Annotated in this window: 12 protein-coding genes; 10 read left to right on the plus strand and 2 right to left on the minus strand. The window is 72.4% G+C overall.

The annotated features are described in order from the left end of the window. The first annotated feature begins 40 nt into the window (after positions 1–40). The 9 genes from CP983_RS04625 to CP983_RS04660 all read left to right on the plus strand — a co-directional run bounded on the left by CP983_RS04625 (position 41) and on the right by CP983_RS04660 (position 8708). The gene (locus CP983_RS04625) at positions 41–721 is read left to right on the plus strand and encodes a class I SAM-dependent methyltransferase (protein WP_167537644.1); all 681 of its coding nucleotides are present in this window, start codon (positions 41–43) and stop codon (positions 719–721) included. A gap of 271 nt (positions 722–992) precedes the next feature. Then, complete coding sequence (locus CP983_RS45055) at positions 993–1481, plus strand: right-handed parallel beta-helix repeat-containing protein (RefSeq protein ID WP_308436541.1); 489 nt, start codon at positions 993–995, stop codon at positions 1479–1481. Then, positions 1472–1720, plus strand: coding sequence for a hypothetical protein (locus tag CP983_RS45060; RefSeq protein WP_308436538.1), 249 nt, complete (start codon positions 1472–1474; stop codon positions 1718–1720). The genes CP983_RS45055 and CP983_RS45060 overlap by 10 nt, the downstream gene beginning before the upstream one ends. 264 nt (positions 1721–1984) lie before the next feature. After that, a complete protein-coding gene (locus CP983_RS04635) occupies positions 1985–2431 on the plus strand; it encodes a DUF485 domain-containing protein (RefSeq protein ID WP_107908773.1) in 447 nt (148 codons plus the stop codon). Beyond that, positions 2425–4029: a sodium/solute symporter gene (locus CP983_RS04640; RefSeq protein ID WP_150498624.1), complete on the plus strand. Its 1605-nt coding sequence runs from the start codon at positions 2425–2427 to the stop codon at positions 4027–4029. Before CP983_RS04635 ends, CP983_RS04640 begins: the two co-directional genes overlap by 7 nt. A 69-nt stretch (positions 4030–4098) precedes the next feature. Continuing rightward, positions 4099–4269 (plus strand): 50S ribosomal protein L32, encoded by a 171-nt coding sequence (gene rpmF, locus CP983_RS04645; RefSeq protein WP_107908778.1) that lies wholly within the window; start codon positions 4099–4101, stop codon positions 4267–4269. A 105-nt stretch (positions 4270–4374) separates the two neighbouring features. Continuing rightward, positions 4375–6048, plus strand: a complete 1674-nt coding sequence (locus tag CP983_RS04650) for a helix-turn-helix domain-containing protein (protein ID WP_150498625.1) — start codon at positions 4375–4377, stop codon at positions 6046–6048. Between the two features lie 218 nt (positions 6049–6266). Then, entirely contained in the window at positions 6267–7652 is a 1386-nt protein-coding gene (locus tag CP983_RS04655; protein WP_150498626.1) for an FAD-binding oxidoreductase, read from the plus strand. Between the two features lie 57 nt (positions 7653–7709). Continuing rightward, entirely contained in the window at positions 7710–8708 is a 999-nt protein-coding gene (locus CP983_RS04660; RefSeq protein ID WP_150498627.1) for an LLM class flavin-dependent oxidoreductase, read from the plus strand. Positions 8709–8733: 25 nt separating this feature from the next. On the opposite strand, the gene CP983_RS04665 is transcribed toward CP983_RS04660, so the two are convergent. Then, positions 8734–10047, minus strand: a complete 1314-nt coding sequence (locus CP983_RS04665; RefSeq protein WP_167537645.1) for a phytase — start codon at positions 10045–10047, stop codon at positions 8734–8736. A 169-nt stretch (positions 10048–10216) separates the two neighbouring features. Here CP983_RS04665 and CP983_RS04670 point away from each other — a divergent pair, with 169 nt between their 5' ends. Continuing rightward, positions 10217–12550 carry an ATP-binding cassette domain-containing protein gene (locus CP983_RS04670; protein ID WP_150498629.1) on the plus strand — a complete coding sequence of 778 codons (2334 nt, stop codon included), beginning with the start codon at positions 10217–10219 and terminating at the stop codon, positions 12548–12550. Here the strand turns inward: CP983_RS04670 and CP983_RS04675 are convergent. Beyond that, positions 12540–13373: a lysophospholipid acyltransferase family protein gene (locus tag CP983_RS04675; RefSeq protein WP_150506391.1), complete on the minus strand. Its 834-nt coding sequence runs from the start codon at positions 13371–13373 to the stop codon at positions 12540–12542. The two genes, CP983_RS04670 and CP983_RS04675, sit on opposite strands and share 11 nt — an antisense overlap. Positions 13374–13397: the final 24 nt, after the last annotated feature.

Below are 13397 nucleotides of genomic sequence, written 5' to 3' on the forward strand. Positions count from 1 at the left end.
ACCGGGCACCCGTTGTGGCACGCGTCCCGCGGATGCGACGATGCGGGCCGGCGAGCGAAGGGACTCCTACGTGAGGCACGACGACCAACGGCCGCCTGCCGCCGTGCTGTTCGACGATCTCGGCCCCGACTACGAGAAGGCGTTCGCCCACGCCCCCGCCCACCTTTCGGCGCTGGAGTGGCTGATCGAGCGGCTGCCGCCCGCCGCGCGGACGCTGGACGTGGGCAGCGGCACCGGACGGCCCACCGCGGCCACGCTGGTCGGGTCGGGGCACTCGGTGCTGGGCGTCGATGTCTCCCCGGTCATGGTGGAACTGGCCGCCCGTCAGGTTCCCGGGGCCGAGTTCCGCTGCGACGACATCCGGGAGCTTCCGCTCGACGCGGGCTCCTTCGACGGCGTGTGCGTGTTCTTCTCCCCGCTCCAGATGACCCGCGCCGAGCAGTCGGCCCTGATGCGGCGGCTGACGCGGGCCCTGAAGCCCGCCGGCCACCTGGTGCTGGCCACGGTGCCCGCGGACGTGGAGGACGTCGAGGTGGTCTTCATGGGTCACCGGGTCCTCGCGACCAGCTTCGCCGAGGACGACCTCACCGACATGCTGGAGTCGGCGGGCCTGACGGTGCTGTCCCGCCACGCCACCACCTTCACCCCGGCCCACCCCGACGCCGGCCCCGAACCGCACCTCTTCGTGCACTGCCGCCGGGCCGGGACGCCGGCACACTGACGCCCCGGCGGTCGCCCATGGGCCACCCCGGCAACCTCCCGGCCCCCTGCGGCCACTGCCGTACGACATGGCACGCAGGCGGAGGCGGGAGGGTCCGATGAGTGGAAGTACTCGGCGGCCGGCACGGTGGAGCGGCCCCTGCGGACCATTCAGCGGGCCGTCGATCTGACCGGGCCCCGCCAGTCATACGCCGGTCGGCGGGAGCATTCCGCGGGCCGAGCGCGGGGCGATCCACATCGAGGCGTCGTACTGGCGGATCTCCGGTCTGGAGATCGTCAACGGGCCCTATGGAATCCATTGCGACGGCTGCAACGGCAACGTCTTCTCCCGGATTTCCACACACGACAATTACGAGTCGGGCTTCCAGCTCCAGGGATCCTCCAGCGACAACCGGATCCTGAACCTGGACAGTCACGGCAATCGCGACCCGCGCCAGAACGGCGAGAGTGCCGACGGTCTGGCCGTCAAGGAAGGCAGCGGAACCGGCAACGTGGTGCGTGGCGCCCGGTTGTGGAACAACGTCGACGACGGGTTCGACGCCTGGAAGTTCGCGTCGTCGATTCTGATCGAGAACACGATCTCCTACGGAAACGGCTACAACCGCTGGAACTTTCCGGATTTCGCCGGTGACGGCAACGGTTTCAAGATGGGCGGCGGCAGCCCGGCCCCGCGGTGGGGCACGCCCGGCGCAACTCGATCGCGTTCCGGAACGCGGCGCACGGCGTCACGGACAACGACAATCCCGGCAAGTTGGCCCTGACCCGCGACACTACCTGGGCGAATGCCGGCACCGGCTTCGACGCCGACACCGCGGCCGTCGGCACGGGGACGGTCTCCTCGGGCAACTCCTGGCATCTCGGCGGGACTTGGGACGGCTCTTCGGTCCTCAGCACCGACCCCGCTCCCCTCATCGGCCCTCGTGCCGCCGACGGCACGCTGCCGCCGGCCCCGGCCTTCCTCGTGCCGCGGAACGGCGCGGCCGTCGGCGCCCGCTTCTGATCCGCGCACCGGGTCCTGGGCGCGTTTTCCGCTCAGGGCCCGTTTCGGACAGTCCGATCGAAAGACGCGATTCGCGAGGGGCCGGAATGCGCCACCCGGGGGCGACAATTCACCACGGCGGTTGATTGTTCAAAGAGGCCGCTGACATACTCCGGCTTCCGGCTTTCGCAGCCCCGCCCGTCCCCCACTCTCCCCGTCGAGCGTCCCCCAACAAGCCCGCACTCAGCAGTGCGTTCGGCATGACGCAGCGAAGAAGGTGCGCCTGTGCCCGAGTTTTCACCTTGGCACGACAATTCCCTCACATACGGTTCGCCGAAAAACGAACCGGCGCCGCTCACTCGCATATCCGAAGATCCCGAATTCCACTCCCTGCGCCGCACCCAGCGCAGGTTCGGTGTCCGCGCGACGCTCCTGTCGGTCGGCGGATTCCTGTTGTACGTCCTGCTGTCGCACTCCGTTCCCGGTCTGATGAACCAGCGCCTGACCGGTGACCTCACCCTCGGCCTGGCCATCGGACTCGGGCAGTTCGTCGTGATGGGCCTGACGGCCTGGTGGTACCGGCGCCACATGCGCACCCGGGTCGACCCGATCGCCCGCGGCCTCGGCTCACGCCTGCACCAGCACGAGACGGCGCAGCTCCGCGCACCCGCCGGGCGCGGCGAGCCCGAGCGGACCGTCCGTCCCGGCACCAGGGGGTACCGCACGTGGTGACCGTGTCCCAAGGCATCGTCGACCGATTCAGCCTGCAGCTGACGTTCGTGCTGTTCCTGTCGGTGGTCGTGGTCACGCTGTTCATGGCGCTGCTGACGGCCCCGCAGCGCGACGAGATCAGCGAGTTCTACCTCGGCAACCGCACCATGTCCCCGCTGCGCAACGGCCTCGCGATGTGCGGCGACTACGTGTCGGCCGCGACCCTGCTCGGCAGTACCGGCCTGGTCGCCCTCACCGGTTACGACGGCCTGCTGTACCTCGGCGGCACGGTGGTCGCCTGGATGACGGTGCTGCTGCTGATCGCAGAACCCCTGCGCCGCGCGGGCAAGTTCACGCTCGGCGACACGCTGGCGCTGCGCCTGACCCGGCTGCAGCGGCCGGCGCGGCTCGCCCTCGCCCTGTGCACGCTGGTCATCACGACCCTCTACCTGGTCGCCCAGCTCGTCGGCAGCATCGCCCTGCTGACCCAGTTCACCGGTGAGCCCAGCCCCGCCACCCGCACCCTGTGCGTCATCGTGATCGGCACCGTCGTGATCGTGTACGCGGCCATCGGCGGCATGCCCGGCGCGACGGTCATCCAGATCATCAAGGCCGTCATGCTGCTGGCGGGCGTGACGGTCACCGCCGTCATGGTCCTGCACCGCTACGACTGGAACCCGGGCACCCTGCTGTCCGCGGCCGCCGACCACAGCGGGACCGGCGCCCGTTTCCTCGAACCGGGGCTGCGCTACGGCGCCAGCACCACCAGCAAGCTCGACTTCTTCAGCCTGGAACTGGCGATCGTCCTCGGCCTCGCCGCGCTCCCCCACGTCCTGATGCGTCTGCTCGCCCCGCGCAAGGTCGACGTGCTGCGCTCCTCACTCGTATGGGCGGTGGGACTGGTGGGCCTGGTCTGCCTCGCGGCCGGGATCCTCGGCCTCGGCGCGACCGCCGTCGTCGGCCGGGAGACCATCGCCGAGACCGACCACAAGGGCGACGCGGCCGTCCTGCTGCTCGCCAACGCGCTGGGCGGCGGGATCCTCACGGCCCTGCTGTCCTGCCTGGCCTTCGTCACCCTGCTCGCGGTCGCGGCCGGCCTCACCCTGGCCGCCGCCTCCTCGCTCGCCCACGACGTGTACGGCGAGGTGATCCGCAGGGGACGCGCGAGCGAGACCGAGGAGCTGACGGTGGCCCGGCTGTCCGCGGTCGTCATCGGCGTCCTGGCGATGCTGCTCGCACTCGTCTCCTGGGGCGCCAACACCGCGACGCTCGCGTTCCTCGCGTTCGCCATCGCGGCGTCCGCGATCCTGCCGACGATCGTTTACACGCTCTTCTGGCGCCGCTTCACGGGCGAGGGAGCGCTGCTCAGCCTCTGCGGCGGCCTGGTCTGCTCGGTACTGCTGGTGCTGTTCTCGCCGGTGGTCTCCGCCTCGCCGGGCTCGTTCTACCCGGACTCCGACTTCGCCTGGTTCCCGCTCCAGAACCCGGGCATCGTCTCCATCCCGGCGGGCTTCCTGTTCGGCTGGCTCGGCACGGTCCTCGGCGAACGGCGGCGACCGCGGGACGACACCGCGTACAAGGAGTTCGAGGTGAGGATGCTGGTGGGCGCCAGAGACTAATTGTTAATGGGATCCATTTTCATGTAGCGTCCTCGGTGTTCCTTCACCGAGCTCACCGAGGATGTCCCCATGGCCGTTCCCAAGCGGAAGATGTCCCGCAGCAACACCCGCCACCGCCGCGCCCAGTGGAAGGCCGCCACGCCGTCGCTGGTGCCCGTGACGATCGACGGCGTACGCCATCTCGTGCCGCAGCACCTGGTGAAGGCGTACGAACGCGGACTGCTCCGCCCCGAGGACTGACCGGCGAGGCCGTACGACCGGCCGGATCCCTGACCCCGCCGCGCCCGTCCTGCCTATTCTGGTGGGGGCCGGTTCTGCTCGCCGAGCGCGAGGAGGGAGCCGCGGGTGACCGAACGGACGATCGACAGGGCGGCCGCGGACACCCTGCGGCAGGCCAGGAACGCCGTCGCGCGTGAGGCGTGGGCCGAGGCGTACCGGCTGCTGGACGGCCTGGACACCGCCTGTCTCACCGCTGACGACTGCGCCGCGTTCGCCGACGCCGCCTGGTGGACGAGCCGGATCGAGGAGTCGATCGTCCACCGGATGCGGGCCTACGCCGGTTATGTCGCGGCGGGTACGGCCCGGCGGGCCGGACACATGGCCTGGCTGCTGTTCTACGAGCACCAGATGGCGGGACGCGCCGCCCTGGCCGCCGGCTGGCTGCGCCGGGCGCGGCGGCAGCTGCACGACCAGCCGGAATGTGTCGAGCAGTGCTATCTCGCCTGGGTCGACACGGAGGACGCACAGCGGCGCGGCGCCTACGACGAGGCGATGACGGCGGCCCGCCACATGGCCGCGATCGCCCGGCGGGGCGGCAGCCCGGATCTGCTGGCCATGGGCGTGCAGGCGCAGTCGGGCGTGCTGGTGGCCCAGGGCCGCGTCGGTGAGGGGCTCGATCTGCTGGACGAGGCGATGTGCGCGGCCATGGCGGGCGAGCTCAGCTCCTTCTTCACCGGCTGGGTCTACTGCCTGGGCCTCCAGCAGTCCATGGCCTGCGTCGATCTGGAACGCGCCGCGGAGTGGACCGACGCGGCCATGCGGTGGTGCGCGGCGATGCCGGCCGAGAACAACTTCCGCGGACTGTGCCGGGTGCACCGCGTGCAGGTGCTGGAGCTGCGTGGCAGTTGGTCCGAGGCGCTGGCCGAGGCCGAGCGGACCTGCGCGGAACTGCTGCCGTACGAGCGGCGTACGGCCGCCGAGGCGGTCTATCTGGTCGGCCAGATCCAGCGGCGGCGCGGTGAGCTCACGGCGGCCGAGGAGTCGTACGACCGGGCCCATGAGCTCGGCCGTGACCCGCAGCCGGGACTCGCGCTGCTGCGGCTGGCCCAGGGGAAGGCCGACGCGTCGGCGGCGGCCCTGCGGCTCGCGCTCGCCGACGCGGCCGAGGCCGGCGGACTCGACCGGTGCTGTCTGCTCGCGGCCCAGGTGGAGGTCGGTCTCGCGCTCGGCCGCACGCCCGAGGCGCGCACGGCCGCCGAGCGGCTGCGGGTCCTGGCCGGGGACTGGCAGCGCCGGTGCGGCTCGCAGGCGACCCCTCTGCACGCGAGCGCCGCGGCGGCCGCAGGGGCGGTGGCGTTCGCCGCCCGTGACCTCGACCGTGCGCTGCCCCGGCTGCGCCGCGCACTGGCTCTGTGGCTGGAGCTCCGGGTGCCGTACGAGGCGGCCCAGGTGCGGATGACCCTGGCCGCCGCCGACCGGGCCGCCGGGGACACCGAAGGGGCGCGGATGGAACTGCGGGCCGCCGAGCAGGAGTTCCGCCGGCTCGGTGCCGCGCCGGACGCCCGACGGGCCGCGGCCCTGCTCGCCGACGTGCGCCGACGGCGGCCCGGCGGGCTGACCGAGCGGGAGATCCAGGTGCTGCGGCTGGTCGCGGCGGGCGGTACGAACCGGGCCGTCGCCGCTGAGCTGGTGATCAGCGAGCACACCGTGGCCCGGCATCTGAACAACATCTTCGCCAAGCTCGACGTGTCCTCGCGGGCGGCGGCGACGGCGTACGCCTTCCGGCACGGGCTCGCCTGACACCGTCAACCGGCCTGCCCGAGCCTGACACCGTCGACCGGCACGGCTTCGCCCGACACCGACCACACCGGCACGGCCTCACCCGACTCCCGCCGATGGGCCGTTCTGCCCATGTCTGTCCGTCGGCGATGGGCGATTCCGGCGATGAGGCCGGTGCCGCCGCGGCGTAGACCGGAGAGGTACCCCTTCCCTACCAGGAGCGGAAAGCAGGTGGGGTCATGGCCACCTACACACCCACGCTCGACGAACGGCTGCTGGACCGGCTGCGCGGCGCGGTGCGCGGGACCGTCGTGGAGCCCGGCGATCCGGTCTACGACGAGGCCCGCAAGGTCTACAACGCCATGCACGACAGGCGGCCGGCGATCGTCGTGCGGGCCGCCGACACCGGCGACGTCATGGCCACCGTCGACTTCGCCCGCGAACAGGGCGTGCCGCTCGCCGTGCGCGGCGGCAGCCACAGCGTGCCCGGCTACGGCACCTGCGACGGCGGCGTCGTACTCGATCTCGGCCTGATGCGCGGCATCCGCGTCGATCCCGACACCCGCACGGCGTGGGTGGAGGGCGGCTGCACCTGGGCGGACGTCAACCACGCCACGCACGCGTTCGGGCTGGCCACCACCGGCGGGATCGTCTCCACCACCGGCGTGGGCGGTCTGACGACCGGCGGCGGCCTCGGCCATCTGGCCCGGCGCTGCGGCCTGGCCTGCGACAACCTCGTCTCGGCCGACCTGGTGACGGCCGACGGATCCTTCATGACCTGCACGGACGAGCAGCACGGCGACCTGATGTGGGCCGTGCGCGGGGGCGGCGGCAACTTCGGCGTCGTGACGTCCTTCGCCTACCGGCTGCACCCGATCGCCGACATCCTCGGCGGGCCGACCTTCTTCCCGCTCGACGCCGACGTCATCCGCAGGTACCGGGAGCTGGTCGCCGAGGCGGACGAGCGGCTCGGGGCCGTCTTCGTCGTGGGCCTCGGACCGCCGGTGCCGTTCCTGCCGGAGCGCTGGCACGGGCGTCCGGTGTGCGGCATGGTCACCTGCTGGACCGGCCCGCCGGACGAGGACGACCGCATCCGGGAGCGGGTCGCGGCGCTCGGACCGGTCCTGGGCCGGTATCTGGAACGCATGCCCTACCCCGTGATCAACACCCTCTTCGACGACCTGGTGCCGGCCGGGCTGTACCACTACTGGAAGGGCTCCTTCACCCAGAGCCTGCCCGACGGAGTCGTCGGCACCCTGGTCGAGTACGGCGCGAGCACTCCGTCCATCCAGAGCGTGACGGTGATCTTCCCGATCGACGGCGCCTGCCACCGGGTCGGACCGGAGGAGACCGCCTTCTCCTACCGGGACGCCGACTACGCGATCGCGCTCAGCCCGACGCTCACCACCCGGGAGGACTGCGAGGCCCAGAAGGACTGGGTGCGCGCCTTCCACCGGGGGCTGGAACCGCACTCCCTGGAGGGCGGCTACGTGAACTTCATGGACGCCGACGACCAGGACCGCGTACGGGCCAACTACCGCACGAACTACGACCGTCTGCGCGACCTCAAACGGCGCTACGACCCGGGCAACCTGTTCCGTCTGAACCACAACATCGCGCCCTGAGAACCGCTCGGAACCGCCGCCGAGGAATCCTGGCGGCTCCCGGGTGTTGAAGCCTGTATGAGCTCCGTGATCGCCGCGACCCGCTTCTCCGTCCTCGACCGCTCCCGCACCCGCGAGGGCCACACGAACGCGGAGGCGCTGCGCGACAGCGTGGACCTGGCGCGGGAGGTCGAGGCGCTCGGGTACCACCGCTTCTGGGTCTCGGAGCACCACGGCGTGCCCGGCGTCGCCGGTTCCGCGCCGACGGTGCTGGCCGCCGCCGTGGCCGGTGCCACGCACACCATCCGGGTCGACACCGGCGGGGTGATGCTGCCCAACCACCGACCGCTGATCGTGGCCGAGCAGTTCGGGGTGCTGGAGTCCCTCTTCCCCGGCCGCGTCGACATGGGGCTCGGGCGGTCCGTGGGCTTCACCGACGGCGTGCGCAAGGCGCTGGGCCGGGACAAGGGGGACGCCGACGACTTCGCGGCGCAGCTCCAGGAGCTGCTCGGCTGGTTCCGCGGCACCTCGCCGACGGGGGTGCACGCGCGGCCCGCCGAGGGGCTGACCGTGCCGCCGTTCGTGCTGGCCATGGGCGAGGGCGCGGACATCGCGGCGCGCGCGGGCCTGCCGATGGTGATCGGTGATCTGCGCAACCGGGAGAAGATGCGGCGCGGCATCGACCACTACCGCGACCACTTCCGGCCCTCCGCGTGGGCGACCGAGCCGTACGTCGTGATCTCCGGCACGATCGCGGTGGCCGGCACGCCCGAGGAGGCCCGGCGGCTGCTCGTGCCGGAGGCCTGGTCGATGGCCCACTCGCGCACCCACGGCACCTTCCCGCCGCTGCCGCCCGCGGAGCGCGTCGGGACGCTCACCATGACCGGCAAGGAACGCGACTTCTACGAGGGCGGCCTCACCGGCCATATCGCCGGCACGGAGGAGCAGGTCGCGCACGAGCTCGAGACGGTGCTGAAGGAGACCGGGGCGCAGGAGGTGCTGGTCACGACGAGTACGTACGACCGTGCGGCGCTGCTGGACTCCTACCGGCGGCTCGCCCGGATCGCCGAGGGGTGATCCGGGCGGGTCGCATGACGGTGCGTCAGTCCGAGTCGCGCGGGTCGAAGGACCTGGTGTCGATCGCCAGCGGCTTCGGGAACGCGCCCGCCACCGAATCCCAGCGCGTGAACTTGAAGTTCGTGCCCTCCCGGTCGCCGTCAGCCGGTGTGGCCTCTCCGTCGTGGGTGACCAGCAGGCCCTTGGGGAAGGACCGGCCGAGCGGAACGTTGACCACGGTCGCGCCGTCGGAGTGCTGCACACCGTCGGTGGCGGCGCCGTCCGTGACGGCGAAGGAGCCGAGGTAGGCGTTGCGGCCCTGCCGCTCGTACACGGCGAAGGTGTTGTCGCCCTGGCTGGAGGCGAGCAGGTATCCCTTGCCGTCGGCGGCGTGGTAGATCGCGGCGCCCTCGGCGTCGGCACTGAGGTGGTCACCGCCGAAGCCGGGGTCGTGGGCGGTGTCGATGACGCACTCCTCCTCCGCGTCATAGGTCCACGGCGTCCCGTACTCCCGTACCCGGTCGATGAGCCGGGGCCGCTCGAACTCCTCGTCGTCGAGCTCGACCCGCCACAGCCCGACGTCCTCCTGGGCGGCGTACAGGACGTGCTTCTCCTGGTCGACGACCATGCCCTCGACCTGTGCGTGATCGCCGGGGTCGGCGCACGGCGTCCAGCTCTCGCCGTTCGGCAGGGTGAAGGAGCCGGGCAGGTCGAGGGTGTCCTCGGTGCGGTAGCCGACGCGCCCGCCGCGGTCCTGAAGGCGCAGCAGCCGTACGCGGGTCTCCGAGCGGCGCGACACGACGGCGTAGGCGTTGCCGTCGTCGCTGAAGGCGGCCAGGCCGTAGGCGGTGCGCTGGTCGTCCACCTCGGTCTCGCTCGCGGAGAAGACCGGCGCGGCGTTGGCCGCCGTGACGTCCCTCAGCGGGGGCCGGCCCGCGGCCACGGCCGCCGGGTCGATGGCGAAGGCCCGCACGCGGTCCCGGCCGCGGTCGCTGACCAGGGCCAGGTCGGTCTTCTTGCCGCCCAGTTCGAAGCCGTACACGACGTCGACGTTGTTGAAGCGGCCCGGCGCGGCGTCCTCGCCCGGCGCGGCCGGGGCGGCTATGTGCTGCAGGCGCCTGCCGGCCAGGTCGTAGACGTCGAGGCCGGCCTCCTTCAGGGTGCCGATCACGAGGCTGCGCCCCGGGTCCCGGGGGTCGACCCAGACGGCCGGGTCGTCGGCGTCGGCGTTGCCGCCCGCCTCGTCGTCGTACACGGCGGGGGTCTCCACGCGCGCGGAGACGGAGACCGGCTGCGGGGCGGAGGCGCCCGTGACCATCAGCAGCGCGGCGGTGAGAGTGCTCAGAGCGGAAGCGCTCACGATACTCCTCGGTAGGAAGAGAGACTGGCGAGACGCTAAGGGCGACCGGTGTGGGTGAGCCGACGCCGTCGTGAACAACAGGTGGCTCATGCCGGCTCCGCGTCTGGTTCGCATACAATCGCGGGGTTTGCCCGACCCCTGACGGCCCACCCTCCGGAGCGTCTGCCCCATGCATTCCCCGCACGACCCGAACGTCCGTGTCCGTGGCGCCCGCGAGCACAACCTCAAGGGCGTGGACGTCGACATTCCGCGGGATGTGCTGGCCGTGTTCACGGGGGTGTCCGGGTCGGGGAAGTCCTCGCTCGCCTTCGGCACGATCTACGCCGAGGCCCAGCGCCGCTACTTCGAGTCGGTCGCGCCGTACGCCCGCCGGCTGATCCACCAGGTCGGCGCGCCGAAGGTCGGCGAGATCACCGGCCTGCCGCCCGCGGTGTCCCTCCAGCAGCGCCGCTCGGCGCCGATGTCGCGCTCCTCCGTCGGCACGGTCACCAACCTCTCCAACTCCCTGCGGATGCTGTACTCGCGGGCCGGTGACTATCCGCCGGGCGCGGAGCGGCTCGACTCGGACTCGTTCTCGCCGAACACGGCGGCCGGGGCGTGCCCGCAGTGCCACGGGCTCGGGCAGGTGCACCGTACGACCGAGGAGTTGCTGGTCCCCGATCCCGCGCTGTCGATCCGGGAGGGCGCGATCGCCGCCTGGCCGGGCGCCTGGCAGGGCAAGAACCTGCGCGACATCCTCGACGCGCTCGGCCACGACGTCGACCGGCCCTGGCGTGAGCTGCCCGACGAGGCGCGGGAGTGGATCCTGTTCACCGACGAGCAGCCGGTCGTCACCGTGCACCCGGTGCGCGACGCGGACCGTATCCAACGGCCGTACCAGGGCACGTACATGAGTGCCCGGCGGTATGTGATGAAGACGTTCTCGGACTCCAGGAGCGCGACCCTGCGGGCGAAGGCGGAGCGGTTCCTGGCGGCCGCGCCCTGTCCGGCGTGCGGCGGCAGCAGGCTGCGGCCCGAGGCGCTGGCGGTGACCTTCGCGGGGCGCACGATCGCCGAGCTGGCGGCGCTGCCGCTGACCGATCTGGCGGGTTCGCTGGAGGGCGGCGCCTCCGAGACGGCGCGTGTCCTCACCGAGGACCTCAAGTCCCGTATCGGGCCGGTCGTCGAGCTCGGCCTCGGCTACCTCAGCCTGGACCGGGCCACGCCCACCCTGTCGGCGGGCGAGCTCCAGCGCCTGCGGCTCGCGACCCAGCTCAGGTCCGGGCTGTTCGGTGTGGTGTACGTCCTCGACGAGCCGTCCGCGGGACTGCACCCGGCGGACACGGAGGCCCTGCTGCGGGTGCTGGCGCGGCTGAAGGCTGCCGGGAACACGGTGTTCGTGGTCGAGCACCACCTCGACGTCATGCGGGGCGCCGACTGGCTGGTCGACGTGGGTCCGCGAGCCGGTGAGCACGGCGGGCGGGTGCTGCACAGCGGTCCGGTGGCGGAGCTGGCGAGGGTGGCGGAGTCGGCGACGGCACGTTTCCTGTTCGACGACTCCCCCGCCGCCGCACGCCAGGTGCGCACCCCGCACGGCCAGTTGAAGGTGGGCCCGGTGACCCGGCACAACCTGCGCGGGGTGACCGCCGAGTTCCCGCTCGGCGTGTTCACCGCCGTCACGGGGGTCTCCGGCTCGGGGAAGTCGACGCTCATCGGCGAGATCACCGAGGACCTGGTGGGTGTGGGGCGCCTGGTCTCGGTCGACCAGAAGCCGATCGGCCGCACCCCGCGCTCCAATCTCGCCACCTACACCGGCCTCTTCGACGTGGTGCGCAAGGTGTTCGCGGCCACCGACGAGGCGCGGGCGCGCGGTTACGGCGTCGGACGGTTCTCGTTCAATGTCGCGGGAGGGCGCTGCGAGACCTGTCAGGGCGAGGGGTTCGTCAGCGTCGAGCTGCTGTTCCTGCCGAGCACGTACGCGCCGTGCCCGGACTGCGGCGGGGCCCGCTACAACCCGGAGACGCTGCAAGTGGCGTACCGGGGACGGAACATCGCGCAGGTGCTGGATCTGACGGTGGAGAGCGCGGCGGAGTTCTTCGCGGACACCTCGACGGTGGCCCGCAGCCTTGCCACCCTCCTCGACGTGGGCCTCGGCTACCTCCGGCTGGGGCAGCCCGCCACCGAGCTGTCGGGCGGCGAGGCCCAGCGGATCAAGCTGGCCAGCGAATTGCAGCGCGGCCGGCGCGGCCACACCCTGTACCTCCTCGACGAGCCGACGACCGGGCTGCACCCGGCCGACGTCGAGGTGCTGATGCGCCAGCTGCACGGCTTGGTCGACGCCGGGCACACGGTCGTCGTGGTCGAGCACGACATGTCCGTGGTCGCGGGCGCGGACTGGGTGATCGACCTGGGGCCGGGCGGCGGTGACGCGGGCGGACACATCGTGGCGGCGGGTCCGCCCGCTCGGGTGGCACAGGAGACGGGGAGCGCGACGGCTCCCTATCTCGCCCGGGTCATGCCGTGAGGGGCTCGCGCGACGGGGCCGGCGACACCGGCTGATCCGTCCCGGTGACGGGCACGGCGCGCTGCTGCCGTGGAACCCGGACCAGGCGCTCCCGCGGCAGCGCGGACGCCTCTGCCGCCTCGGCCAGGGAGCGGCGGTCGAATCGGCCGCCCGGCACGATCGGCTCCATCACCTCAGCCTCCGCGACCAGTTCGCGTGCCCTGACCACCCGCCACACCGACGCCAGCAGCGAGTCGTCGCCGACGAAGGCGGCGGCCGTGCCGGACCCGCCGCCCGCGAGGCCGTAGTGCAGGCGCACCGGCTGCACGGGGACGCCCGCGTCGAGGGCGGCCTGGAAGGCGGCGCGGCGGAAGCTGCCCTGGGCCCGGCCGCACCAGGTGCTGCCCTCGGGGAAGACGGTCACCGCCTGGCCGGCCCGCAACGCGTCCGCGATCCGGGCCACCGTCTCCGGCAGGGCGCGGATCCGGTCCCGGTCGATGAACAGGGCCCCGCTGCGCGCGGTCAGCCAGCCCGCGACCGGCCAGCCACGGATCTCCGACTTGGCGAGCATCCGGGCCGGGCGCACGGCGGCGAGCAGCGGGATGTCCAGCCAGGAGACGTGGTTGGCGACCAGCAGCAACCCGCCCTCGGGTGCCGCGGGACCCGCGATCCGTACCCGGACCCCCGCGGCCCGTACGACCGACCGGCACCAGCGGCGGACCCATCCGGCGGGGATCCGCCCGCCGAACGGCATCGCCGCGCAGCCGACGACCAGCAGCAACAGGACCGCCACGATCCGCAGGCCGGCCAGGGGCACGGCCCTGGCCGGCCCCGTCGCGTCCATGCAGATCCGCGGGGTGCAGGGAGC

It is taken from the genome of Streptomyces chartreusis, from assembly GCF_008704715.1.
GTDB classification, from domain to species: Bacteria; Actinomycetota; Actinomycetes; order Streptomycetales; family Streptomycetaceae; genus Streptomyces; species Streptomyces chartreusis.

Excerpts from the sequence above, each read along its gene's own strand:
- CP983_RS04625 (WP_167537644.1), top strand. The coding sequence starts at position 41 with ATGCGGGCCGGCGAGCGAAGGGACTCCTACGTGAGGCACGACGACCAA.
- rpmF (WP_107908778.1), top strand. The coding sequence starts at position 4,099 with ATGGCCGTTCCCAAGCGGAAGATGTCCCGCAGCAACACCCGCCACCGC.
- CP983_RS04655 (WP_150498626.1), top strand. The coding sequence starts at position 6,267 with ATGGCCACCTACACACCCACGCTCGACGAACGGCTGCTGGACCGGCTG.
- CP983_RS04660 (WP_150498627.1), top strand. The coding sequence starts at position 7,710 with ATGAGCTCCGTGATCGCCGCGACCCGCTTCTCCGTCCTCGACCGCTCC.
- CP983_RS04670 (WP_150498629.1), top strand. The coding sequence starts at position 10,217 with ATGCATTCCCCGCACGACCCGAACGTCCGTGTCCGTGGCGCCCGCGAG.
- CP983_RS04675 (WP_150506391.1), bottom strand. The coding sequence starts at position 13,373 with ATGGACGCGACGGGGCCGGCCAGGGCCGTGCCCCTGGCCGGCCTGCGG.